Source organism: Anabaena sp. UHCC 0204 (assembly GCF_009711975.1).
Lineage (GTDB): Bacteria > Cyanobacteriota > Cyanobacteriia > Cyanobacteriales > Nostocaceae > Dolichospermum.
This window is the reverse complement of the sequence record NZ_VIKW01000014.1, coordinates 99,035-124,952: the sequence shown is the minus strand read 5'-3', so window position 1 is coordinate 124,952 and position 25,918 is coordinate 99,035. Positions and strand designations below refer to the sequence as shown.

The 25,918-nt window shown below is 37.8% G+C and carries 25 protein-coding genes; 12 read left to right on the top strand and 13 right to left on the bottom strand.

The annotated features are described in order from the left end of the window. Positions 1–20 precede the first annotated feature (20 nt). Positions 21–2,213, bottom strand: coding sequence for a cation:proton antiporter (locus tag FJR04_RS13755; RefSeq protein ID WP_168495626.1), 2,193 nt, complete (start codon positions 2,211–2,213; stop codon positions 21–23). Between the two features lie 617 nt (positions 2,214–2,830). Between FJR04_RS13755 and FJR04_RS13750 the strand changes: the two genes are divergently transcribed. Beyond that, positions 2,831–4,525, top strand: a complete 1,695-nt coding sequence (locus FJR04_RS13750) for an ABC-F family ATP-binding cassette domain-containing protein (protein WP_168495624.1) — start codon at positions 2,831–2,833, stop codon at positions 4,523–4,525. Positions 4,526–4,680: 155 nt separating this feature from the next. Here the strand turns inward: FJR04_RS13750 and FJR04_RS13745 are convergent, their stop codons facing one another. The 3 genes from FJR04_RS13745 to FJR04_RS13735 form a co-directional block, all read right to left on the bottom strand. Then, a complete protein-coding gene (locus FJR04_RS13745) occupies positions 4,681–5,301 on the bottom strand; it encodes a Uma2 family endonuclease (protein WP_168495622.1) in 621 nt (206 codons plus the stop codon). Positions 5,302–5,392: 91 nt separating this feature from the next. Further along, positions 5,393–5,710, bottom strand: a complete 318-nt coding sequence (locus tag FJR04_RS13740) for a DNA-binding transcriptional regulator (protein ID WP_015079248.1) — start codon at positions 5,708–5,710, stop codon at positions 5,393–5,395. Next, on the bottom strand, positions 5,682–6,083 hold the full coding sequence (locus FJR04_RS13735; RefSeq protein ID WP_254445285.1) for a type II toxin-antitoxin system RelE/ParE family toxin: 402 nt from the start codon (positions 6,081–6,083) through the stop codon (positions 5,682–5,684). The genes FJR04_RS13740 and FJR04_RS13735 overlap by 29 nt, the downstream gene beginning before the upstream one ends. A 150-nt stretch (positions 6,084–6,233) precedes the next feature. On the opposite strand from FJR04_RS13735, the gene FJR04_RS13730 reads away from it, so the two are divergent. The 5 genes from FJR04_RS13730 (at position 6,234) to FJR04_RS13710 (ending at position 10,909) form a co-directional block, all read left to right on the top strand. Beyond that, positions 6,234–7,364 (top strand): AAA family ATPase, encoded by a 1,131-nt coding sequence (locus tag FJR04_RS13730; RefSeq protein WP_168495620.1) that lies wholly within the window; start codon positions 6,234–6,236, stop codon positions 7,362–7,364. Further along, entirely contained in the window at positions 7,361–8,137 is a 777-nt protein-coding gene (locus FJR04_RS13725; protein WP_168495618.1) for a hypothetical protein, read from the top strand. Before FJR04_RS13730 ends, FJR04_RS13725 begins: the two co-directional genes overlap by 4 nt. Positions 8,138–8,207: 70 nt before the next feature. Next, positions 8,208–9,806, top strand: coding sequence for a 2,3-bisphosphoglycerate-independent phosphoglycerate mutase (gene gpmI / locus FJR04_RS13720; RefSeq protein ID WP_168495615.1), 1,599 nt, complete (start codon positions 8,208–8,210; stop codon positions 9,804–9,806). Between the two features lie 89 nt (positions 9,807–9,895). Next, positions 9,896–10,129, top strand: a complete 234-nt coding sequence (gene secG / locus FJR04_RS13715) for a preprotein translocase subunit SecG (protein ID WP_168495613.1) — start codon at positions 9,896–9,898, stop codon at positions 10,127–10,129. A gap of 12 nt (positions 10,130–10,141) precedes the next feature. Continuing rightward, entirely contained in the window at positions 10,142–10,909 is a 768-nt protein-coding gene (locus FJR04_RS13710; protein WP_168495611.1) for a peptidase, read from the top strand. Positions 10,910–10,942: 33 nt separating this feature from the next. Here the strand turns inward: FJR04_RS13710 and FJR04_RS13705 are convergent, their stop codons facing one another. The 7 genes from FJR04_RS13705 to FJR04_RS13675 all read right to left on the bottom strand — a co-directional run bounded on the left by FJR04_RS13705 (position 10,943) and on the right by FJR04_RS13675 (position 18,864). Continuing rightward, entirely contained in the window at positions 10,943–11,392 is a 450-nt protein-coding gene (locus tag FJR04_RS13705) for a DUF29 domain-containing protein (RefSeq protein WP_168495609.1), read from the bottom strand. A 166-nt stretch (positions 11,393–11,558) separates the two neighbouring features. Beyond that, positions 11,559–12,527 (bottom strand): orange carotenoid protein N-terminal domain-containing protein, encoded by a 969-nt coding sequence (locus tag FJR04_RS13700; protein WP_168495607.1) that lies wholly within the window; start codon positions 12,525–12,527, stop codon positions 11,559–11,561. A 305-nt stretch (positions 12,528–12,832) separates the two neighbouring features. Continuing rightward, positions 12,833–13,981: a glycosyltransferase family 4 protein gene (locus FJR04_RS13695; RefSeq protein ID WP_168495605.1), complete on the bottom strand. Its 1,149-nt coding sequence runs from the start codon at positions 13,979–13,981 to the stop codon at positions 12,833–12,835. A 371-nt stretch (positions 13,982–14,352) separates the two neighbouring features. Further along, the gene (locus tag FJR04_RS13690; RefSeq protein WP_168495603.1) at positions 14,353–15,960 is read right to left on the bottom strand and encodes an MFS transporter; all 1,608 of its coding nucleotides are present in this window, start codon (positions 15,958–15,960) and stop codon (positions 14,353–14,355) included. After that, on the bottom strand, positions 15,944–16,867 hold the full coding sequence (recO, locus tag FJR04_RS13685) for a DNA repair protein RecO (protein ID WP_168495601.1): 924 nt from the start codon (positions 16,865–16,867) through the stop codon (positions 15,944–15,946). The genes FJR04_RS13690 and recO overlap by 17 nt, the downstream gene beginning before the upstream one ends. A gap of 70 nt (positions 16,868–16,937) precedes the next feature. Then, positions 16,938–17,624 carry a deoxyribose-phosphate aldolase gene (deoC, locus tag FJR04_RS13680; RefSeq protein WP_168495646.1) on the bottom strand — a complete coding sequence of 229 codons (687 nt, stop codon included), beginning with the start codon at positions 17,622–17,624 and terminating at the stop codon, positions 16,938–16,940. A gap of 118 nt (positions 17,625–17,742) precedes the next feature. Beyond that, the gene (locus tag FJR04_RS13675) at positions 17,743–18,864 is read right to left on the bottom strand and encodes a DNA cytosine methyltransferase (RefSeq protein ID WP_168495599.1); all 1,122 of its coding nucleotides are present in this window, start codon (positions 18,862–18,864) and stop codon (positions 17,743–17,745) included. A 48-nt stretch (positions 18,865–18,912) separates the two neighbouring features. On the opposite strand from FJR04_RS13675, the gene FJR04_RS13670 reads away from it, so the two are divergent. Both FJR04_RS13670 and FJR04_RS13665 read left to right on the top strand, forming a co-directional pair. Next, positions 18,913–19,434: a hypothetical protein gene (locus tag FJR04_RS13670; RefSeq protein ID WP_168495597.1), complete on the top strand. Its 522-nt coding sequence runs from the start codon at positions 18,913–18,915 to the stop codon at positions 19,432–19,434. A gap of 16 nt (positions 19,435–19,450) precedes the next feature. Further along, positions 19,451–19,702: a hypothetical protein gene (locus FJR04_RS13665; protein ID WP_254445284.1), complete on the top strand. Its 252-nt coding sequence runs from the start codon at positions 19,451–19,453 to the stop codon at positions 19,700–19,702. A gap of 181 nt (positions 19,703–19,883) precedes the next feature. Here the strand turns inward: FJR04_RS13665 and FJR04_RS13660 are convergent, their stop codons facing one another. Continuing rightward, complete coding sequence (locus FJR04_RS13660) at positions 19,884–20,108, bottom strand: hypothetical protein (RefSeq protein WP_168495642.1); 225 nt, start codon at positions 20,106–20,108, stop codon at positions 19,884–19,886. Further along, a complete protein-coding gene (locus FJR04_RS13655; RefSeq protein ID WP_168495595.1) occupies positions 20,092–20,577 on the bottom strand; it encodes a type II toxin-antitoxin system VapC family toxin in 486 nt (161 codons plus the stop codon). The genes FJR04_RS13660 and FJR04_RS13655 overlap by 17 nt, the downstream gene beginning before the upstream one ends. A 29-nt stretch (positions 20,578–20,606) precedes the next feature. Between FJR04_RS13655 and FJR04_RS13650 the strand changes: the two genes are divergently transcribed. From FJR04_RS13650 to kdpC, 4 genes are all read left to right on the top strand, one after another. Beyond that, a complete protein-coding gene (locus FJR04_RS13650; protein ID WP_168495593.1) occupies positions 20,607–21,110 on the top strand; it encodes a hypothetical protein in 504 nt (167 codons plus the stop codon). A 295-nt stretch (positions 21,111–21,405) separates the two neighbouring features. After that, positions 21,406–23,091 carry a potassium-transporting ATPase subunit KdpA gene (gene kdpA / locus FJR04_RS13645; protein ID WP_168495591.1) on the top strand — a complete coding sequence of 562 codons (1,686 nt, stop codon included), beginning with the start codon at positions 21,406–21,408 and terminating at the stop codon, positions 23,089–23,091. 73 nt (positions 23,092–23,164) lie between these two features. Then, complete coding sequence (kdpB, locus tag FJR04_RS13640) at positions 23,165–25,264, top strand: potassium-transporting ATPase subunit KdpB (protein ID WP_168495589.1); 2,100 nt, start codon at positions 23,165–23,167, stop codon at positions 25,262–25,264. Between the two features lie 49 nt (positions 25,265–25,313). Then, entirely contained in the window at positions 25,314–25,913 is a 600-nt protein-coding gene (gene kdpC, locus FJR04_RS13635) for a K(+)-transporting ATPase subunit C (protein WP_168495587.1), read from the top strand. The last annotated feature ends 5 nt before the right edge of the window (positions 25,914–25,918 follow it).

Here is a 25,918-nt window from a genome sequence, read left to right as displayed (position 1 = left end):
TAAAGAGGAATTGGCAAAAATTATGAATTACAAATTGCTTCTGGGGTATTAACTGCTGGTAGAAGGGAAGCAAGATGTGAGGTAACTTGACTGTAGCGACGGGTAATGATTAGTGAAGAACGACATTGGATAGCGAGTTGATCTGTGTATCTTCCTAGTGTTTGGCGTTCAATTCCCCAAACGCGACTTGTACCGATAATAGTGAGATCAACATTTTCCGAGGCTGCAACTACGGTTTTCATTGGTTCTGGGGATGTAACGGTTTTGATTTCAATGCGATCGCGTACACTTCTCGGTAATTGCTCAATCATGGCGTTCAGTTCGTAACTTAATTCGTCTTGAATATAATCACTTGTAAATACCTGTAAAACTTGTAACATACAAATATCACAGTTAATCAGCATTCTCAACGCAATAATTAGTGCTAAATCGTCATGAATGTTCCCAGAGTAAGGAACTAATAAACTTTGGAGAAGATTGCCACCTTTATCTATAAATACGGCTACATCTACTGGTGCGGTGCTGAGAATTTGTCCGACTCTTCCCCCTAAACGATTGTTGCTAAAAGCTGGACGATGCCAGCCAACGAGAACTAAATCTGGTTGTTCAATTTTGGCTATCTGCGCTGTTTCTCTAGCGACATTGCTAGATATGCGGACGATAGGATGGATATAGGATCGGGTTTCTGGTGGTTCTAGGGTATTAATTAATTCTTCTAGTTTTTGACGACGTTCGGTAATGAGTCGGTTGGCTTCGGTGGGGGTATTCTCAAAGCCATAGTTTTCTTCCAGTTCAATTAAGCTGAGGGGATAAACAATAGCAGGTTGTCGGTAGTTGATAGCGATCGCTGTGGCTAATTGTAACAGACCCTTTTGTGTACTAGGATTAGCGACTGGGACTAAAATTCGATATTGATTAATGTAAGGTTCGTGAATTTCTGGTGTTGTTTTTGGTGGTTTTTCTGCTTCTGGTTCAATGACATCTAATCTGATTAGGCGTTTAGGATATGTCAATTCCAGCAATGGTGAAGTCATAAATGTTGTCACCAAAGCCATAATTACTAACATGGTAAAAAGTAAAGGTGTAATGACGTTTAACTCTAATCCAATATTCAAGACGATTAATTCAGTTAAACCGCGAGTATTCATTAACCAACCAATGGCTGAAGCTTCTTTTTTATTAATGCCACTAAGGCGAGCAGCTACATAAGCACCAATAAATTTACCTGCGATCGCTAATAATAAAATTAAGGCAGATAATAGCCACAATTTAGGACGGTCCAGGAGAGTAATATCTGTTTTTAAACCACTGTAGGCAAAGAATATTGGTAAAAGAAATATGAGGACAAAATCTTCAGTTTTGACAGCTAATTCTCTGACTAATTCTGCATCTTTTGGCATGACTGCTCCTAATAAGAATGCGCCAAAAATGAGATGAATGCCGATAAATTCAGTGATTAAGGCAGAAGCAACAACTCCCATATAAATTACAGCTAGAAGAAGTTGACTTAATCGGCCAGCCCGGCGATGATAAGTGCTAAGAAGTTGAAGAAACCATCGTCCAACTGTGAACATAAAGCCCATATAAATCAGGCTTTTAATAATGATGAAAATAGCTTGTTGATCCATATCACCATGACGAGCAACAGCGATCGCTACGGCTAAAATACACCAGGCTGTGATATCATCCACTGCTGCACAAGTTAAGGCTAATGATCCTAAACGAGTTCCCTGTAAGTTATTTTCGGTAATAATTCTTGCCAATACAGGAAAGGCAGTAATTGACATGGCTGCACCGAAGAATAAGGCAAAAGGAATAAAGTTGACATTGTTATGAGCAACTAAAGGATAAAGCAGTAAAGATAAAACAAATGCGGAAGCAAAGGGAATGATGATGCTGAGATTGGAAATGAAAATAGCAGTTTTTAAGTTATTCCTCAGATATTTGGGATTTAATTCCAAACCAATCAGAAACATGAAAAATATTAGCCCTATTTGCGATAAAACATTCAAAAAAGGCATTGTTTCTGGTGGAAACAGGTTAGTTGCCAGATGGGGGGCAATTAAACCCAATAATGATGGACCTAGCATGATGCCAGCAAAAATCTCACCAATTACCAATGGTTGTTTAATTGATTTAAATCCCAATCCTACAAGTCGTGACAGTCCAATAACAATTAGTACCTCAACTAGAACGAGAATAACTATGTGCATAGTTTCCTTTCTAACGACTATCCGGGTTCACCAAGATAATTCTTTATAATATAACGGTAGAAATTGTCAACCTGGCAGGATATATTTTCGGCTATTTTTATTAATTTGAGATGTTAATTATTGTTACCTTGCTATCTCAATACTCAATCAAATTTAGAATGAGTTTATTGATTAAATGACAAATAAATTGAGAATCAGTAAGCATTAAACAAATAAAAGAAAAGATAGCAGCTATAATTGCTGATAAATAAATTATTTAATCAAAAAAGAGCATAATAAACAGAAAATGCGAAAAAGCTACTATAGCTAATAGTTTAAATAATGTCTTAATTGTTATCTGTAATGCTGATTAGCGATCGCTGAAAAAATAAAGGCAAAATATGGGTGGGGAGAGAATTTTTTATGTAAATTTACTACATATTTTTTATGATTACCCAGATGCCCTAGAGGAAATTTAAGAATAGATTCTATATTTGACGAAAATTGCTATCAGTTACGACTTGTCTAGGAGAGAATTTATTTTTATAGTCAAAAATTTGTAAATATGGCGTTAAATTTTGTTAAGATTGTATACGGCGTTAGCTTTGCCCCACTATCCTCTACCTACGAGACGCTTCATGCTGCGACTAGAACATATCAGTAAAATTTATCCTACAGGCGAAATTCTTAAAGATATCAACTGGGAAGTCAAACCAGGTGATCGCATTGGTTTAGTTGGCGTTAACGGTGCGGGAAAATCCACCCAATTAAAAATTATCTCTGGGGAGATTGAACCCACTGCTGGGGAAATTATTCGCCCTGCCAGCTTACACATAGCTTATCTTAACCAAGAGTTTGAGGTTGACCCGACCCGTACAGTCAGAGAAGAATTTTGGACTGTATTTAAAGAAGCTAATGAAGTGCAGATGGCTTTATCTCGGATACCCCACGAGATGGAAAGTGCTAATCCAGAAGAGTTAGATGAACTAATACATCAGTTAGATCGGTTGCAGCGTCAGTTTGAAGCTTTAGACGGATATGGTTTAGACGCTCGCATCGGTAAAATTTTACCAGAAATGGGATTTCAACTAGAAGATAGCGATCGCCTAGTTAGTGCCTTTTCCGGTGGTTGGCAAATGCGGATGAGTTTAGGGAAAATTCTCCTGCAAAAACCCGACTTATTACTACTGGATGAACCGACAAACCACTTAGATTTAGAAACTATCGAATGGTTAGAAAATTACTTGAGAGGTTTAACTACCCCAATGGTAATAGTTTCCCATGACCGGGAATTTCTTGACCGACTCTGTAACCAAATTGTGGAAACTGAAAGGGGTGTTTCTAGTACATATCTTGGGAACTATTCTGCTTACCTCCAACAAAAAGCCGAAAATCAATCAGCACAACTGAATGCTTATGAACGTCAGCAAAAAGAACTAGAAAAACAACAAGCATTTGTAGATAAATTCCGCGCCAGTGCTACCCGCAGTACCCAAGCAAAAAGTAGAGAAAAGCAACTAGATAAAATCGAACGCATCCAAGCACCTACGGGAGGAATGAGAACGCTACATTTCCGCTTTCCGGATGCCAGTCGTAGCGGTAGAGAAGTGGTAGAAATTAAAGATTTTACCCATATTTATGGGGATAAAATTCTGTTTTTATCAGCCAATCTTCTAGTAGAAAGAGGAGATAGAATTGCATTCCTTGGTCCTAATGGTGCAGGTAAGTCTACACTGTTAAAAATCATTATGGGTGCTGAACCACCTACAGAAGGGACTGTTAAATTAGGTGATCACAACGTTATTCCTGGTTACTTTGAGCAAAACCAAGCGGAAGCGTTAGATTTAAATAAAACCGTCATGGAAACTATTCATGATGAAGTTCCTGATTGGACAAATGAAGAAGTCCGCACACTGTTAGGAAGATTCCTCTTTACTGGTGATACCGTATTTAAGAAAGTTGGGGCATTAAGTGGGGGTGAAAAAGCTCGGTTAGCATTAGCAAAAATGCTTTTACGTCCTGCCAATTTAATCATTCTAGATGAGCCTACCAACCACTTAGATATTCCTGCAAAGGAAATGATGGAAGAGGCTTTACAAAACTATGACGGTACAGCGATCGTAGTTTCCCATGACCGTTATTTTATCTCTCAAGTAGCTAACAAAATTGTCGAAATTCGTGATGGTGAATTCCGCGTTTATTTAGGAGATTATCACTATTATCTGGATAAGATTGCTGAAGAAAAAGAACAAGCTAAGTTAGCCGCAGCAGAAGCCGAAAAAGCTGCGAAAAAAGCTGCGAAAGCTGCAAAGGCTGGAGCAAAGCAGAAATAAGTAATATTGGCAGATGGGTGACTGATTGTGATTCTGGCTTTCTGTCACCTATTTTTTAAGAATTATTGACCGCAGATAAACGCAGATAAACACAGATAAATATGGATGATTATTATTCTGTGCAGTCTCAGGTAAAATTAGTATTACAAGAGAAATTACATAGCCACAACACTCCCGGACGCAAAGACTTGTTTTGCTGTTAGTTGCAAGTTGGGAAAAATTGAGGAAACGAGTTGATCATTGTTTTGAAACAATCGCTTTTGATACTCGTCTTCTACTAATTTACAAATTGTCACTGTTGGCTGCTTGATTTTGCCAAGATATTCTCTACCACCAATGCCTAAATAATCTACAATCCAATATTCAGGAACAGCTAATAGGGCGTAATCTTCAATTTTGCGAGCATAATCATTTTGCCAGTTTGTACTGACGACTTCAGCAATTAGTTTAATTGATTTTCCTGATGTAATTACAGGTTCTCGTTGCCATAATGGTTCATTGATTAATTGGGTTTGGTCTAATACGATCACATCGGGACGAAAGGCTGTGTTTGTTCCCAATAATTTGATCAAGCAGCGATGGGGGATAAAGTATGGTAAGTCTTGATGATCAATTTCTACATTCAGTTTTCGCCCAATTAAAGATGATACCTGTTCATGAGGTCCTGTTGGTTCCATCTCTATTAATTCCCCATCAATAAGTTCATAGCTCTCATTGTCGCCATACTGAGTAATAAATTCATTAACTGTGATTAGTTTTAGGGCTGATTGTACCATTATTATTTTTCTTGCTGATTAAATAAAGATTATTCTGGCTGTTGGAAACCGCAATTTCTTACTTATTTGGCAATTAGGTTATCAGGTTAGATTAATAAATTAAACTTTCCAACCCTTTTTCACGGACTAAATGCAGTAATTTAAGAGCCGCGCCTGTAGGTCGTTTTTGCCCAATTTCCCATTTTTGAACAGTTGATGAACTGATGTTTAAAATAGCAGCAAACACAGATTGGCTTACATTAAAAGATTCACGAAGTTGCTTAATTTGTTGAGGTTCTAGCGGTTCAATTGGAGGTAAACACAAGCTATCAAATTCGCGTAACGTAACTTGACTCATTACACCAGCCTTGTATAGTCCTATGGCAGTTTCGTGAACAGCCTCAAGAATAGCTGACTTCTTTTTCCTCATTACAGATTACCTCTATTAATTCATCTTTCAATTTTGCTGTTTCAATAGCCTCTGCTGTTAAAGACAGCAGTTCTGATGACAGTTTTTTCAAGGCTTCTTTTTCATCCTGATCAATATTGCTACGCTCGTTTTTTGGAAACCCAAACACAAAAAACCAGCTATCTTCCTTGTTAGTAGCAACCAATGTACGGAAACCAGCCCTCTTTCCTTTTCCAGAACGGGCAATGCGTTTTTTAAATAGTCCACCTCCTATATCTGCTTCGTAAAGACCTGCTACCATTTCTGTAACAGCATTACACAGACTAGAATCATTTAACTTCTGATCTTTTGCCCAACGGTTAAACCATCGGGTTTTGTAGATTGCCATTGCCATATTAGTTTCCTTTAACTAAAGTATAGCACTTGGTGCTATAATAGGCAATTATTAAAAATGTGTCTAACAGTGCGTATAATATATCTAATGTTATAATCAATCCTCAAGTCACCATAAAAACAACGCAAGAGCTAATTTACTTTCAAACAGATGTTATCTAAACTAAGAATTCAACACTACAAAAGCCTTTTTGATACAGAAGTGGATTTAGAACCACTGACTGTATTCATTGGTCCTAATGGTTCTGGTAAATCTAATATTTGTGAAGCTTTGGCTGTATTGTCTGATTTTATTCAAAGGCTGGTAATTAATACAGATCATAAGAGAATTATACGTCGTTTTTCAGAGTCTTTAGAAGTTGTACTTAAGAATGAGCAGAGCATTGAATCTAAATTTTGGCATGGAAAACCAGACTTTTTTAGATTTCAGATTAGCACCCTTCCGTCAGCAGAAAATTTTTCTAAAAAATCTGAAAATATTGTTGAATTAGGAGTTTATTTTGATTATTCTGAGCAAGTTGTTGAATTAAAAAATATTGAAAATACTAATACTATAGTAGATAGATATACAAGCCCATTAAGAGAATTTTTAGTTTCTAATCAATTTCTAGATTCTCCCCTATATAATGCCCTAAGAAGAGTTAATATTTACGATTTTGCTCCAATTGCTATCTCTATTACAACTCTATCAAATGGCAAGATGGACAAAAATGGTCAAGGAATTGCCTATGCTTTACTTGATATTTTGCTGGCGAATCGTGAAGGTTTCGATGAATTGCAAGAGCGTTTAACAAAGCTTGTTCCTAATATAAAAAAAATTGTATTGCCTCGTGGAGAGAATCAAACCTTTTCACTAGAATTGGTTGATAGATATTCAGAACATCATATTCCTGCATCTGATATATCAGATGGAACATTAAGAATTTTGGCTTTTCTAACTGCACTGTATCAAGAAAATACTCCAAGTATTATTTGCTTTGAAGAAATAGAAAATGGAGTTCATCCTTGGTTACTGCACAAAATGATGGAGTTGCTAAAAATTGTTTCCACCGAAGGAATAACTGGAAAACCTGTGCAGGTTTTAATTACAACCCATTCTCCTGTGTTGTTAAATTATGTTGAACCCCATCAAGTGCGTGCTGTTGAGTTAGACAAAGAAGGTAAAACTCAAGTTCATCAATTACCCATAGATTCTGTCCGGTTTCAAAAAGCTTTAGAAGCTTATGATGGGGCATTGGGTGAACTTTGGTTTACAAATGTGTTTGGAGGCAATCCAGAATGAGCCGTCGAATTCGGATTGGACTAATTGCTGAAGGGGAAGCAGAATTGGGCGCAAGTATTCCTTATATTAAACCAGAAGATGGCGGGAAAGTAATTGAAAGAACAAATGAAGGCGCACTGCATACTTTAATTAGACGCGAACTAGAAAATGCTGGATTGCCTGATTGTGATTTTATCCAAAGACATCCATCATTTAAAGAAAGGCAAAAACTTACTTTACGAACTGGACACTCTATTTTAGATCCTAAATATCTAGCACAAATTGTTATTTTATGGAAGCCAGAAGAGATAGATATGATCCTCATTGTGGTTGATGCAGATGATAAACTAGAGCAAAGACAAATTGATTTGGAACGAGCTTTAAATAAAATTCGTGATAATCATTTAGATATTAACGAAAAAGCAATTAGCGATCGCTCTGCTGGAGGTTTAGCAATTAGAAATTTCGAGACGTGGTTGCTGGCTGATACTCAGACTGTTTCAACTATTTTAGGTGTAGAGTTGGAAGAACTGAAAAATTTAGAGGATTTAGACAATACAAAAGATATTTTGGAGAATGCAATTGCCAAATCAACGTATTTGTCTGAAGATACTAGCAATCAGCGTCCGCTAGAAATTCGCTGGAACTTGGGTAAACAGATTGATTTAGCAATAATCAAAACTGTCTATCCAACTGGATATGCTGCTTTTACACAATCTTTACTGGTAGCGACAAAAGCCGTTATGATTGGATGGAACATTATAACCAGCGAGAAATCAGAAATTAATCAGTAGAATTTAACCTCCAGAGGTGGTTAGCAATGGTATCATTCGAGTATTACAAAAAGTAAAGGGCAATTTTACTATGACCAAAGCACCTGTTGCTCCTGTGGTGCTAGTCATTCTAGATGGATGGGGCTACTGTGAGGAAAAGCGAGGAAACGCAATTACCGCTGCCAAAACGCCAATTATGGACAGTTTATGGGCAGTCTATCCCCACACCCTCATTCGCACATCAGGAAAAGCCGTAGGGTTGCCAGAAGGTCAAATGGGCAACTCGGAAGTTGGTCATTTGAACATTGGCGCTGGTCGAGTCGTACCCCAAGAACTGGTACGCATCTCAGATGCTGTAGAAGACGGTTCTTTAGCCGCAAATCCAGCCCTTGTCAAAATTTGCCAAGAAGTCCGTTCAGCTAATGGCAAGTTACATCTAGTGGGGCTTTGTTCTGATGGCGGGGTGCATTCCCATATTACCCATCTATTTGGACTACTTGACTTAGCAAAGGAACAGCAACTTTCACAAGTTTGTATCCACGCCATTACTGATGGCCGTGACACCAAACCGACAGATGCTATTAATGTCATTCATCAATTGGAAGACTATATAGATCATATTGGAATTGGGGCGATCTCCACTATCAGCGGTCGCTATTATGCCATGGATCGTGATAACCGTTGGGATCGAGTCCAACGCGCTTACGATGTGATGACAACAGATAGTGCGGGCAATGGACTTACATCTGTAGAGCTATTGCAAGCATCTTACGCTCAAGGTGTGACTGATGAGTTTATTGTTCCAGTCCGTCTGCAACCAGGCGCGGTAGAATCTGGAGATGGGGTCATATTTTTTAATTTCCGCCCCGACCGTGCTAGAGAACTAACTCAAGCTTTTGTCAGTAACACTTTCAACGGGTTTGAAAGAGAGAAAATTCAACCCCTTTCTTTTGTAACTTTTACCCAGTATGATCCAGAATTACCTGTTTCTGTGGCTTTTGCGCCGCAAAATCTGAGTAATATTCTGGGTGAAGTTATCGCTAATCGTGGTTTAAAGCAGTTTAGAACAGCCGAAACTGAAAAATACGCTCATGTCACCTATTTCTTTAATGGGGGACTGGAAGACCCTTGTGTGGGAGAAGACCGGGAATTAGTCAGTAGTCCAATGGTAGCGACTTATGATCAAGCCCCGTCAATGTCAGCACAAGCTGTAACAGATGTGGCGATCGCTGCTATTAAAAAGGGCATCTACTCCCTAGTTGTGATGAACTATGCTAACCCAGACATGGTAGGGCATACGGGACAAATTCCAGCTACTGTAACAGCGATTGAAACAGTAGATAAATGCTTAGGTCGTCTCATTGACGCTATTGGTAAAGCTGGTGGTACAGCAATTATTACGGCTGATCATGGCAACGCTGAATATATGCTAGATGAAGGTGGTCATCCTTGGACAGCGCATACTACTAATCCAGTTCCTTTAATTTTGGTAGAAGGCGAAAAAGCTAAAATTCCTGGATATGGTACAGATGTACGGTTGAGAAATGATGGCAAATTAGCCGATATTGCCCCGACTATTCTGGATATTTTACAGATATCCCAACCAGAAGAAATGACAGGGCGATCATTACTTAAAGCGGCAGAATATGATGTACAACTAACTCGTACTCCTGTACAAGTAGGTTTGTAAAATATACTTGAGTTAACAGTTAACTTTTGATAGTTAACTGTTTTCTTAGTTACAATTGTGTAAAATTTGTTATAATCAAGATTTCTAATATGACAATTACTAGCATCGTACAAGGTATTTGGGCGTTTTCTGCTCTGGGTTTAATTGTTCTCGTCTTGCTGCATAGTCCTAAAGGTGATGGGATTGGTGCTATTGGTGGACAAGCGCAATTATTTAGCAGCACCAAGAGTGCCGAAAATACTTTAAATCGAGTTACTTGGGCATTAACGGTTGTTTTTCTGGGTCTAACTGTGGTTTTAAGTGCTAACTGGTTGCCCAAATAATTGAAAACGAACATGGGGAAGATCACCCAAAATCAACTATTTTGGCGACGGTTAATAGTTCAATTTCGCTCACTACAAGTAGCAGTTCTGACTTTAGCGATAAGTACAGGACTGCTAGTTATTTTGAGTAATTTTCCAGTTGATGCGGTTTTGCCGGAACAGGGAAGAAACTCTCTACCTATTATCCAAAAACCCCATTCTTTACCACCAACTTTGGCACAATGGCAAGATCCAACAAATAGTGGTGATTATTTTGATCAAATCAAATCTACGAAAGTTGGCTATTTAATTTGGTCAATTTTTCCCATAAAAGTGAAGATAGAAACACCAACAAATATTAGTGAAAAACAATCGCAACTATGGGTTAGTAGTGTTTTAGAAGCAGTGCAAGAATGGAGTATTTATTTACCTTTGCAGATAGTGAAAACATCTGATATTGCAGATATTATCATTATTCGCAAAGCACCTCCTTTGCAACTTGATCCTAATAGGAAAATACTTAGGGCGCGTTCGGCTTTAGCTAGTTATGATTTATATAATTTCAATAATATTTTATTTCACCGTTTCACAATTCTATTGAGTCCTAGTCAAACTGGTGATTATGTCTTATCAGCAGCACGTCATGAACTTGGCCATGCTTTAGGAATTTGGGGGCATAGTCTTCTAGAAACTGATACTATGTATTTTGCTCAAGTTCGCAATCCACCGCTTATTTCTGCACGTGATGTGAATACTTTGAAGAAGGTTTATGAACAATCTACGAGTTTGGGGCATAATTGAATTTACTTCATGCAAAGGCACAAAAGTAAGATTTTAAGATGAAGGCAACCAGTTTTTATCTAAAATCTGATCTAAGGTGTAAGGACAGATTTCTGGTAAGTTGGTAAGTTTGGTTTTGGCTTTAACATAATCTAAGGCATTGCTGTAAATGAGATTGATATTTTCTGCTAAATGGTTGCGTAAGTTACTGGTTAATTCTTCATTAATTTGATTACGAAAACTAATAATTTCCGCAGCCCAATGGTTAGCATTTCTGGGCTTTTCTATATGCCAGTTTTGATAAAGTAGTAAATGTCTAATAATTTGTTCTAATAAACTTCTTACGCGTCTTTTTTCGGTTTTCGCCAATTCTTCTAATTCTGCTATTAAGTTATCATAGTCAATCTCCCCTAATTGGCGAGATTTGAGACTTTCAATTGTCTCCTCTAACCATTGTGAGTAATTAGACTCATATAATTTGTTGATCTCAATAGCTGTTTTCATTTAGCTTGATACTTCATAGCTTGCTTATGCGCTTGAGCTAGTTCTTCCTCGTCAATACTATGATAACAAGTTTTTTATCCGTTGTCAATGGCGTTTTCTTCTTATAATTGGGAGGCTGTATAAATATATCAATGCAAACTTGATTTTTAACAGCCTCCTGATTTGATTAAACTCGACGTAGGTTCATTAGTTCTTGAGGAGATGCAAGCATATCAATGGCTACAAAGAAGATTTTTCCATCGGGATTGATTAAAAAGCGCCAAGAAATATTCATACCGACTGTGACACCAAACCAAGGAGTTTGCACTATCCCTGTGATTTTTAGTTGCTTAGAACCGTCTGGTTGAACTTCACAAATACCTTGTTGTGGCATCATGTTAAGTCCTTGTGCTTCTTCACGCATATATTTAGCGATCGCTTCTGGTCCTACAATTGGCTTTTGAAATGGTGGTTGTAGCGCACCGTCGTTAGTGAATAGGGCGATCGCATCATCAAATTTATCTGCATTCATGGCTTCAATGTAGCCTAATACAGCGGGTTCTGTAATCCCGTCAATTTTAACTGAGGAAATAACTGGGGTTGTCCGTTGGAAAGCAGGTTCTGTAGATTCTTTGGGGTAACTGCTTGGACCTAATTCAGAAGTATCAAAGCCCATATTTACTACGGTATTCCGTAATACGGTAATTTGCTGACCTTGATCAAGCTTTTGTGTAGCTTCTAACACAAATCTTACACCAGGAGACATTTGATAACCAACTGGAATGGGAGTAACGATTCCCTGTTTCATCAATTCTCCTAACTCATACCAAAAAGCGAGTTTGGTATTAACGCTAAAGAAACCATAGGAACGGCTGATAGGAGTATCAGCACGGCTGGCTAAATCCCGCATGACTTTGGTTTGATCTTCGCGTGTCATTTGCTTAATTTGAGTCAGCAAACTGTCTGCTAGTTGTAAACGTGCTGCTCCTGGTGCTGCGGGAGTAATGGTCTTACCCATTTCAGTATAAGCATACCAAAGATAAGCTAGTTGATCGTCAACGTTAAGTTGATCGAATAATGCTATGGTTGCGGGAATGGGACTAGGAACTTGAGTATTAGAAAAAATAGTTTGAGCAGACTGGATAGTTAAAGCCACAGTCGGAATCTCCAAGATAATTTGTTAATTAGTCGCTGTTGAGAGATAAGTTAAAAATGTTTATTATGAACTTATCTGCTATGTAAAGCAATGTAACGGCAATCTTAAATTTTGTAAAGTAACAGAAATTACGAATTGACAAAATGTATTAAATGTGATTTATAAAAAACTGGGATTTTAGTAGTTAAATCTACAATAAAAATCTTTCCCCCATAGAAGCAGAGAGAAAGATGTGATCAGTAATTCTCAATCGGGCTGGCTGATAGAGTAGTGTCAGCCATAATTATAATATGTTGAATGTCTGCTTAACTACCCCAACTTAGTGTCAAAGGTCGTTGTGCTAGAACTTGGCTATAAAGCTCTTCTAGTTGAGTAATATTATCACTGAGGGTATAACGTTCTAATACGCGATTTCTGGCTTTTTCTCCCAACAATGTTGTTAACTCTGGATGATCTTGGAATAGTGGTAACAGGGTTCTGAGTTGCGATCGCACACTGCTTGTATTAATTACAACACCTGCCCCTTTTTCTAAAACTTCCCCGTCTGCACCAACATCAGTAGCTAAACAAGCTAAACCGCAGGACATAGCCTCTAATAGAGACAAGGATAAACCTTCTACTAAAGAGGGTAAAATAAACACATCTGCACCCCGCAAAATTTCGATGCGGCGATTTTCGTCAGCGATAAATCCTAACCAGATGATGCCATATTCTCGCCCATAAAACGATTCCAAAGAAGGCTTTAATGGTCCATCACCGACAATCAGTAATTTGGTATTAGGTTCCATGTCTGATTGTTTCCAAGCACGCAAGAGAGATTCAACGTTTTTCTCTGGAGCAATTCTCCCTTGATAAACAAACAAACGATCTGCCCCAAATTCGGCCTTAATATGGGAAATACCAGGAGAATATTTGACAGTATCTACACCATTAGGAATGACAGCAATTTTACTTTCCCCAACACCCATGCTTGATAATAATTCCCGCTGAATTTGGGAAAAGATAATGACGCGATCGTAGTGATCCAAAAAAGGAGCGTAGAGTTGATAAGCTAGAAGTTGGGTACTAGATATTAATTTTGCGCCTTTCCCTGCAAATGGAGTGTGAAAAGTTGCAATGAGGGGCAAATTTAATTCTTCACAAATTTCTGGTAAGACAAAATCTAAAGTTGATAGAGTCAGAGAAGCATGAACTATATCAGGCTTAATTTCCCTAAGAGAGTCTTTCAGAACTTTAGTAGCTTTGAAAGAGGGAATTGTGTAAACCTGGGACTTGTAAATAAATGGTAAAGGAACTTCTTGACAATTAGGCCAATTGTCTTTGGTTGGTTCTTCTTGAGTAAAGTGGAGAAAACTAACCTCATGTTCCCTGTCTAGCAATCCGTTGGTAATTTCTCGACTGTAGGTGACGTTACCACAAAAGGGTGTTTTTTTTCCAATCCAAGCTATACGCATTCTTTGGTTATCTATGAAAGAAAAGCGAGTGTAAACAATACTGTTTTTATTATGCTGTTGTGATTGCTGAATTTTTGTGAATGACAAAAGCTCAGATGTTTTTAAATGACAGTAATGGCGAAACTCAGTAAATAAATTTATTGATAATGTTAATAAGTTATGAACTGTATAAATTAATCACAACTTAGATACTGATTATTTAGTTGATCCCCAGCAAGTATTTTACATCTTGCTGGACTAATTTTACCATGAAAGCCGATAGTTAGATACAGTTGTTGATTATTTACCAGATGATAACTTCCTAGAATGATAGTAACTGCCTAAGTGCTTAGAACCTGAATTGATCGTCAAAATTCTGCCACTACAGAGTTTTATTCTTGATGATTAACTGCTGAATCATGATTTCGGCTATACCAGGTAAAGAGACCCCCGCATAAGACGATGGCAGCCAAGGTAAAAAATACTACTTTTAATCCCACAAAAGTTTCCGCTACACCAGCTAAAGCCAAGGGGAGAGAGAGAGCAATATTAATCACATTATTTTGTAGTCCAAAGACTTTACCTCGCATAGCTGCGGGTGTTTCGGTTTGGATGACGGTTTGCATAGGTATACCGACTAGAGCGCCAAATACTCCCATAAGGGCGATGAATAGCAGCACTGGTAAGAGTTGGGTAGTGAATAGAGATAAACCGATTAAAGAGCCTGTCATTCCTAAACAACCCCAAAAACTGAGTTGTTTATAGGAAAAACGCTGGCCAAATTGACCAAGAATTGTTGCTCCTCCAGCCATACCCACACCACCAGATGCTAGTAAAAAGCCGAATTGAGAAGCTTTCAGATTAGGAATAATTTCTGCCATGCGAACTGCGAGAACAGTAAGGGCGGCAAAGACAGAAAATAAGATAATTAGTTGTAATAAAGCATTGCGGAGTTGATTATTCGCTTTGAGATAACTAAACCCGTCGCGCAAGTCAGAGAAAACATGAGGAAATTCTGTTTCTGGGGGGTGGGGTTTTTCTTTAGTTTGCAGTAGTAATAATATTAGTCCAGCGATCGCATAACTACCACCAACCAAAATTTCCTTACCCAGTCCACCACTACCACCTAATTGTGACCAGAGTCCATCGGCTAATGCTAAAACTGGTTCACCTACGGCAAAACCTATAATCAAAGAAGCCATCATTGTCGTTGTGTAGAGAGAATTAGCCGAAAGCAAATCCTCTTCTCGCACCACTAAAGGAATAGCTGATTGTTCGGCGGGGGCGAAAAATTGGGTTAAGGTAGAAACCAAAAAAGTCACACCTAAAATAATCAAAAAACCTACTGGTAAAACTCCCACAGGCCGCCAACCATGGGTTAACCAAAGTAGAGGAGGAATTACCAAAACCAGAATACCGCGCCAAATATTTGATGCTACCAATACGACTTTTTTTGACCAGCGATCTACAAAAACCCCGGCTACAGAACCAAAGAGAACTGCTGGAATCGTAAATGCCATCATTAAAGCCGAAACCCAACCACTAATACTCTGATCACTAGCTTGAAATTGGCTGTTAATCAAAGCAATCATTAATACTAAATAAACCTTATCTGCTAGTTGACAGAAAACTTGACCTGCCCAAAGAGCCAGAAAATTCGGATTTTTTAATACAGGTAAAAAACCCGCTTGTTTATTTTTTTCCGATGTGGCTTGTCCACCATCACCAGCATCTGTAAATGGCATCTTTTCTGGTGTTAAAACATCTTGAACGCCATTAATATTGCCATTTGTCTGTGTAATTTTTAATGATTGATCCGATTCTATTTCTGATGTACAAGTTTCATCTTGAGAAACATCCGGTGATGACATTTCTGGATTATGAATATGACTAAGTTTAGGTGGAGAAGCAACATTATGATCTGATGCTGTATGCTTTTTTTTAGCTTGGCTAGGTGAAAGAGACCGGCTTTTTCTATCTAAATCAGACGATTGCATCATGGTTAGCGGCAAAATAAGAATCAATCAAAGTGGCAGAGCGAATAGGTTGTCCAAAATGATACTGGACATACTGACGCAAAATTTGCTCAACAGATAACCAGCCAGAATAATCGGCTGAATCTATTTGTATTATCTCTGTTTCCGACAGATGTTGAAGCATAAGCAGTTCTTTCCCATTCAAACGACGAGAAATAATTGGTAACTCCTGCTGGTGAAAAACTGTTTCATAGCTGGGGTTAGAGGTTGAGGAATCAGGAAAATTTATGTTTTTTCTGGCTTCCGTCTCTCCATTTTCCCATTTCTCCTGCTCTATTTTTTTTCGCAAGCTTTTCCAAGCATCTAAGCAAATTATCCCACCAGTGGGAATACTAAATCCTACTTGCCAGTGGGGATTTGTCCAGTCTGGAGTTAAAAGACGCTGGGTTAAGCCGCAAAATTCTACTTGGGGGGTGAGTCCTGCTAATCCTAAAAGGTGGAATACACCTTGGACTAGATGAGCAATTACAGCTTTTATTTCTGTTTTGGGGATACTTTCTAACCGCTGGAGATGTTCATTAAATAATTCATAAAGTTCTATTTGGGGTTGTTCGCTTAAAGCTTGACACAAGACTATTTCAGCTAAATATTGACTAGCAGCTAATTTACCTAAATCTTTAGATAGACCAGAATAAGTTTTTATAGTTTCAGCTTGAGTAATTCTATCGAGATTTCTACCGGGGGAAATTAGTAATTCATTGATGACAAATATCCCCATTCTCCCGCCCAAGCTGGAGTTTTGTTTACGAGTTCCCGGAGCGATCGCCCGAATTAACCCAAATTCATGAGTTAAAATTGTGACTATCTTATCTGATTCGCCGATCGCCTGAGTTTTGAGATTAATGCCAATTGCTTTGTAGGTTTTACTCATTTTTAGTCAGTGGTGAGTCAGTAGTCAGTGGTCAGTAGTAAGGGAAAAACAACTGACAACAAACAAATGACTACTCACTCATTTCTTTTTCTGGGTTATTGCGTTGACGCAGTAAATCTATCGCGCGAGATGTACCTAATCGAGTAGCACCAGCCATAATTAAATCTAAGGCTTCGTTGTGAGTGCGAATACCTCCTGATGCTTTGATTCCTACCCGATCTTTTGCTATTTCCTTTAAAAGCTTAACATCTGCTACAGTTGCGCCACCATTCCAACCTGTACTGGTCTTTAAGAACGCTGCACCCGCATCCATGGCAAGTTCCGCAGCTATTTGTTTTTCCATATCTGTGAGCAGGTTGGTTTCGAGAATCACCTTTACAGGCTGTCCAGCTTCTTCACAAATTGTAGCAATTTCCCGGTGAACTTCCTCTGTTTTACCGGCTTTTAACCATCCTAAATTAATGACTACATCTAACTCAGTAGCACCATTGTCTACTGCTTCTTTAGCTTCATACAACTTAACCGCTGAAGTCGTTGCACCATTGGGAAAGCCAATTACCGTACAAACGTGAGGATTTTTGTTATGAAGTAGCTCTACTACTTGCTTGACATAGCAGGGATTTACACAAACTGCTGCAAAGTTAAATCTATATGCTTCGTCGCACCATTGACTAATCTGCTCTGGCGTAGCTATTGGTAACAGCAGAGAGTGGTCTATAAATGGCGCGATATCAATATTGGGATAGTCTGCTGCCATCATTTGTTTTTCTGGTGTAGTGTTTATTAAACTTTATGAAAATTAAAGTATTTCTTATATATTAAACCACATACAGGAGAAGTGAGACAGTAGTGGCACAGGGCGTGCGCCCTTATTCTTACAAGTCAGTATTTAAAAAGTCAAGAATAGTTTGTGCTAATGCCTTAGCTGCTAAGTATGGAACACCATTACCAACAGTTTTAAACATATTAGTAAGTGACATATTTTCTGGTAGTGAAAAATTAGCAGGTAAAGATTGAATAGCTAATGCTTCCGCTACAGAAATACGTCTAATTTTGTAAGGATGTAAATGTACTTCGTTATTACCATAACAAGCCGTGGGAGAATAACGCCATCTATGGAGACGTTTAAATGACTTTTTAGAATCATCTCCTTCGGCAATAGTAGCAAATTTAATTTTACCTGCTCTTGGTTGAAAATGGTGTTTAGCATTAGGATGATTTAGGACGTTATTTTTTCTAAACCAATATTCAACGGTGAGTTGTTGAGGAATATTTTCAGGACAAGGAATTATAGAATCTTCTTGAAATGGTTCGCACTTATTCCAAGGATAAGTAAACACTTGATTTTGAGGATATAAAATATATTTTTCCCAAGGAAAGGTAAAATCATCTTTGATTTTCATGTCTTTGAGAAAATTATCTTTAAAGCCAAGTAAAATAATTCTATCTCTATCTTGAGGTACAGCGTATTCAATTGAATTAATTAAACGTTCTGTTAAGATATAACCAGATTTTTGTAATTTGATTTTTAGTTCTTCAAAAAATAAACGGTGTTTTGTTGTTCTCCACAAACCTTTGACATTTTCAAATAAAAAGAAATCTGGTAAGTTTTGACAAATTAATTCAATATAAGCAGATGAGAGTTTACCATTATCACCTAAATGTCCTTTGTTTTTGCCACCAATAGAAAAATCTGGACAGGGTGGACCACCAATAAAGCCAATTATATGATTTGATTTACGGGAATCTTTGACTAATTCATTTAATCTTTTTGCTGGTATTCCTGCTATTAATTTACTTACGTCTGCGGCTTCACCTTCATGATATCCATATTCAGGTTGTGGGAGGTTGAGTTTTTCCCGTGAATAGCGATATGCGGACATGAAAGGGGGGAAGATTTCGTTGACATAGGCGATTTTATAACCTGTGGTTTCAAAGCCTAAATCGAGTAAACCTGACCCGGAGAAAAAAGAGAAGATGGAAATAGTCTCATTCATTGGTAAGATAAAATGATGTTGTTTTTGCTGAATTAATTAAATATTATTATGTCTTCATCCGATTGGGAAAAGTTCTTAGCTGAAGGAAAACGGGCAGTTGAAATAGTTCGTAAAGGGTTAATAAATCGTGGTATCAATGCTGGTGAATCAAGAATAACAGAATTTGGTACTGATGAAGATATTCCAATATATAGCAGTGATAATCAGCGTCAGCTATTTTGGATCTCAGTCAAGAGTGTTTCTGGTTTAGTGGAAAATCCAAGAATCCTACCTTTTGGTTATCAAGGTTGGATGTGTGGAGAGGTAGAAAGTAAGCAATGGGTAAATCCACCTGCTGCTATTATTTGGTTTTGTTTAGTTAATGGAATGTCATGGGGTGCTATTTCTCCTAGTAGGTTAAGTACCCGTTGGTTTATTTATCCAGATCGTTGGGGTACATCAGTAGATAGTAGAAAAACTCGTCAGTTAGCTCGGAAAGTATATCTTTATCCTAGTTGGCTTGTTCCTCCATCAGCTATAATAAATAAAGCAGAAATTATCGCTTATGTTCAGCGACTAGCACAAGAATAATAGAAAGGTTTTAAATATGTCTGAACCATTTGTAGACCTTAATGCTATCTTCAATCTGGCAATTAAAGAAACTGAAGAACTCATTAAGTTGGGTTTTGATATTAGTGATCCTTGTATTGTCACACCACTGGGATGGTATGCTAATAAATATCCAGAAATTGCGGAACGTTGTAATGAAGCTTTGCTAGAATTGAGTGATAAGCAAGCTACATCTACTCCTGCATTTGTTGGTGTTGGATATTCTGAGAGTAATTTACATAGTTTTTGATTACATTCATAATGTAATCGGATTAACAATCATGAATATACCAGGGAATTAATTCCCTGTCTAATAGCTCAAGTCTACTTTAGTAGACTAAAGATTGTTTTTTAGTCCACTTGAGTGGACTTTAACTATTAGCCTATGATTAAAATCGTAGGTGGTTTAGTTCCTTAGTGCAAGAGTTGAACTATTCAATAATTTCGTCATATTGATTTAAATCGTCTTCCGGTAATTGTTTTATTTCCATAAATACATCTTCCAAAGTTTTTTCATCTAGCCATTGATGACGTTCTTTTGTATAGTCTCCCTCACCAGGATGAAAATATTGAATAAACCGAATAGTATCAGCAACTCCCAGAGAATTAATTAAGGCATCATAGCCTTGTTTGATAATTTCATTTTGGGTTTTCATCATTACTTTCCTCTGCTTGTATTACTTCTGCCAGCCATTGCACAGGGTTATTAGTTTTGACGTTAATTAATTGAGAATATTTTTGATATTTTTTGATAAGTCTATCATCTGTTGTCAAAAATATATCTGCCTGACTTCTTTCAGCACTGGCAATGTGGGTGGCATCATAGCTGGAGAATCCTAATTTTTGGAGTTCAGCGGATCTGCTTTCAATGAAGGCGTTATTAATAACTTTAATTTTAGCAATAAAGAGTAATTTTTTGATGTTTTGTAATCTTTCTATATCAGGTGTTTGGTTTAATTCAGCGATTAAAGCACTACTATTGATGAGTTTCCAAGTCCCTGATTGACATTGACTCAGAATTGTCATAACTGCCTGTGCTTCTAAATAAATACGAGATTGCGTTTGATCATCAAATGGACGATTTAAACAACAAGCATCAAGATATATTATATATTGTGTAATCATAGTGTTTAATCATATTAATCATAACTAAAATGTATAAATTACAAAGAATATTCAGCGGATTTGTATTACTATCGGTACAAGTAGTATATTGGATAATTAGTTCAATTGTTGATATTAAATATTTTTATCAAAAAAGGTTAGCACTGGCAAAATCTCAGGAAATTCTCGACTGGGTAAAATCTCAAAATATACCTTTAGATACTAGCGAAGGCTTGAAATTACCTGATCATCTAGTAAATATCAGTCATGATGGGTTAGTTCAAGTTCTGCATACATCAGAGGATACCTACTGTGTAGCAATTATGATTCAATATAAATATACTACAGGTGCGACACAAAGGGTTAAAGGTATATTTGCTTGTGATTTCCCATTAAATCACAGATATTTGACCAAAATTCCTGATATTTGTCACCGGATCAATATATTAGGAGAATATCAAAAGCCATACAAAGTCGCCTGGGCGTTTACAAATCTTGAGGTTGAAAAGCAATATAATGATTGCTTGTTTGCAGTTTATCGTCAGTTGGGGTAATTAGTTTATTTCTAAAATCTACCAATAACTAGATAATTATATATACCTACGTAGACTTAACTATAATTAAAAGCATATTTTTATTGAATAGTAAACTATATTTGATCTGTAGTTAAATAAATTAAAAATATACTGGATAAAATATTTAGCTAGATTCAGATAAAACGATACCATGTTGATGAATTGAGATGGTATAAAAATTATCTAATTGCTAAAAATTCAATTTACTACTAATTTAGACATGATTGTTGAGTATTGACTGGCTAGAACTTGAGTTGAATAGAGTATAAATTACATGGGACAAGGTTTTTTACAAATTGCTTTAACGCTGTGTATTGTCATAGTCATTACCCCAAGACTGGGAAAATACATAGCCCGCGTTTTTTTAGGAGAAAGGACAATACTTGATCCTGTTATGAAGCCAATAGAGGCAATAATTTACATTTTAGGAGGTGTGGGTAAAAAAAATGATATGAGTAGCTGGCAGTATATCCGCGCCTTGCTATTCAGCAATTTAATTATGGGTGGTATGGTTTATGCTCTCCTCTATTATCAGGAATTTCTACCCTGGAATCCCAATAAACTAGGGAGGATAAGATGGGATTTATTACTACATACTACTCTTTCCTTCCTGACCAATACCAATCAACAGCACTACGCGGGAGAAAACACCTTTAGTTATTTTAGTCAAACATCAGCTTTAGGCTTTTTGATGTTTACTTCAGCGGCTAGTGGTTTAGTGGTGGGAATAGCCTTTATCCGCGGGTTGACAGGGAGAAAACTAGGAAATTTTTATGTTGATTTTACCCGTGCTATCACGAGGATATTACTACCTTTATCTATTATTGGGGCGATCGCTCTGATTATTTCAGGTGTACCCCAAACTTTAGCCGAAACTCTCGTAGTAGAAACCTTAGAAGGGAGAATTCAGTACATAGCTAGAGGTCCAGTAGCATCTTGGGAAATGATCAAAATGTTAGGGGAAAATGGCGGTGGCTTTTTCGCAGCTAACTCCGCTCACCCTTTTGAAAATCCCAATGGCGCTTCTAACTTAATCGAAATCATTGCTATGTTGGCCATTCCCACCTCTCTAATTTACACCTACGGCATATTTGCCAATAACCTTAAACAAAGCTGGCTATTATTTTGGATGGTGTTTATCATCTTTGTTTTCCTGATTGGAGTTACAGCCATAGGAGAATTGCAAGGAAATCCCCTGATTAACAATGCTTTGCGATTAGAATTACCTAATCTTGAAGGTAAAGAAGTCAGATTTGACTGGGCGCAAACTGCATTATGGGCAATTGCAACTACCGCCACCATGTGCGGTGCTGTCAACGGAATGCACGATTCTCTCATGCCCAATGGCATATTTTCTACCTTATTCAACCTATTTTTACAAATAATTTGGGGTGGACAGGGAGTAGGAACGGCTTATCTCTTTATTTATTTGATTCTCACCGTTTTTCTTACCGGTTTGATGGTAGGGCGCACCCCGGAAATTTTTGGGCGCAAAATTGAGAAACGAGAAATTGTTCTTGCTAGTGTAGTGCTGTTAATTCATCCAATGATGATTTTAATTCCCAGTGCTGTAGCTTTAGCTTATCCTATATCTCTATCAGGAATTAGTAACCCAGGATTTCATGGTATTTCCCAAGTAGTTTATGAATACGCCTCAGCCGCAGCAAATAATGGTTCTGGCCTAGAGGGATTGAATAATGATACTTTATGGTGGAATTTAAGTACAAGTGTCAGTATTTTTGCAGGGCGTTATATCCCCATGATTGCCCTGATCCTTTTAGCTGCTAGTATGTCTGAAAAACAAGCTAGTGCCGAAAGTCGTGGGACTTTAAAAACAGATTCTCTACTATTTACTGGTATTACCGCTGGTGTCACTCTAATTTTAGGAGTTTTGACATTCTTCCCTGTTTTAGCTTTAGGTCCAATCGCTGAAGGTTTTAAACTCGCCGCTGGTAGTTAGAAGAAATGAGGTGATGAGGAGAATATTTCTCTTAATCACCTATTGTCAATTATCAATTATCAATTATCAATATATGAACTCAGCCGCAAATACCTCTAATTCTAAATCGCCCCGTTCTCGTTATCGGCGCAAGAAACGTAAAAAAACGCGGGTAACAAACAACGGACTCTATTTCCGGTCAATTGGGGATGCTTTTATCAAACTACATCCTAAATATGCCATCAAAAATCCGGTGATGTTTTTGGTCTGGATAGGAACAATTATTACTTTCTTCGTGACCATTGATCCCGAATTATTTGGACCGATAAATCAAAACAACCCTCATCTGTTTAATGGCTTGTTAACTGGAATTTTGTTCTTGACGGTTCTATTTAGCAACTTTGCTGAAGCCATAGCCGAGGGACGGGGTAAAGCCCAAGCTGATACTTTGCGTTCCACCCAATCAGAAACGATCGCTAAAACCATCACCGTTGACGGCACAATTACAGAAGTTCCTTCCACTAGCTTGAAACCAGGAGATACCATCTATGTAGTCTCCGGTGATGTAATTCCTGCTGACGGTGAAGTGATCATGGGTGTCGCTTCTGTGGATGAATCGGCAATTACGGGCGAATCTGCCCCAGTTCTTAAAGAATCAGGTTCAGATGTTGCTAGTTCAGTTACAGGTGGTACGCGCATAATTTCCGATGAACTGATTATTCGCATCACTGCTGAACCAGGTAAAGGCTTTATTGACCGGATGATTGCCTTAGTAGAAGGAGCAGAACGCACCAAAACACCTAATGAAATTGCTTTAACAGTATTATTAGCGGTTCTAAGCTTAGTATTTTTATTGGTAGTGGCGACTCTTCCCGCCTTTGCCTACTATGTCAATAGTCCTGTTAGTGTCTCCATTTTAATTGCTTTGTTGGTAGCACTAATTCCTACAACTATTGGTGGTTTGCTGAGTACCATCGGCATTGCAGGTATGGATAGAGTTGCCCAATTTAACGTTATTGCTACCTCTGGAAGAGCGATCGAAGCTTGTGGAGATATAAATACCCTCATTCTCGACAAAACAGGGACAATTACCCTGGGCAACCGTTTGGCTGAAGAGTTTATCCCTATCAATGGTCACTCAATGTCAGAAATTGCTAATGTGGCCTTGGCTGCTAGTATTTTTGACGATACTCCAGAGGGTAAATCTATTGTCCGACTTGCAGAAAAGTTAGGTGCTAATTTTGATTTAGACCGCAAACAGGCACAAGGGATAGAATTTTCCGCAAAGACGCGCATGAGTGGCACTAATTTACCTGGAGGAAGGGAAGTGCGAAAAGGTGCAGTAGAAGCAATTAAAGGCTTTGTGCTTTCGCGTCATGGACAGGATAGCCCAGAATTAGATGTTGCTTACGAACAAGTTTCCCATCAAGGCGGTACACCTTTAGCTGTTTGTCTCGATAACAAAATTTATGGTGTGATCTATCTCAAGGATATTGTTAAACCGGGTATCCGTGAACGATTTGACCAACTGCGGCGAATGGGAGTGCGGACAATTATGCTCACGGGAGATAACCGGATAACGGCTTCTGTGATTGCTAAAGAAGCTGGAGTAGATGAATATATCGCGGAAGCTACACCAGAAGACAAAATCAGTGTGATTCAACGGGAACAGGCTGAAGGAAAAATCGTGGCGATGACTGGGGATGGAACTAATGATGCTCCTGCTTTAGCTCAGGCTAATGTAGGTGTGGCTATGAATACGGGAACACAAGCGGCTAAAGAAGCTGCGAATATGGTGGATTTAGATTCTGATCCTACCAAATTAATTGATATGGTGAGTATTGGTAAGCAATTGTTAATTACCCGTGGGGCGTTGACGACGTTTTCGATCGCTAATGATATTGCTAAATATTTTGCGATTATTCCGGTATTGTTTACTGCTGCTAATCTAGGAAGCTTGAATATTATGAAGTTAAGCAGCGTCAATTCGGCTATTCTCTCGGCGCTGATTTACAATGCTTTAATTATTCCGGCTTTGATTCCCCTAGCATTAAAGGGAATTAAGTTTCGACCTTTGACAGCTAATCAACTTCTCCAACGAAATATTTTAATTTATGGCTTAGGTGGGGTGATTACACCATTTATTGCTATTAAGTTAATAGATATGATGCTCACATTTGTGGGTTTAACGTAAATAATTACGTGAGTAAGTAATCGGATAAAATTAAATTCAAAATTAAATTATGTCTATGATCAGAGAAGCTATCAGAGCAATCAGAATAACTCTGGTAATTTGGTTATTAACAGCGATTATATATCCTCTTTTTGTATTGCTAATAGGTCAGTCACTGTTCCCGTTTACAGCTAATGGTAGCATGATGTTAAATATCAATGCTCAACCAATTGGTTCGACTTTGATTGGTCAAGGATTTACATCAGATCGCTATTTTCATGGTCGTCCCAGTGCTGTTAGGTATAGCCAAGGTAGAAAAGCTCAACCTACTGGTATTTCTGGGGGTAGTAATCTTGCGGCTACTAATCCAGAACTCAAGGAACGCATTCTCCAGCAAGTAGAAGAATTTCAGGATGACAATAAACAACCTCTAGCTGATTTGATTTATACATCAGGATCTGGTTTAGATCCTCATATTTCTTTGAAAGCAGCAAGACAACAAATAGAAAGAGTAGCACAAGCACGGGGAATAAAAGAAGATGAGATTATTCCTTTAATTACTAAATATATTGATGGGAGATTTTTAGGATTTTTCGGTGAACCAGGGGTGAATATTTTACGTTTAAATTATGCTCTGGATTTACAAGATATTAATCGTCAACGGAATTAGTAATT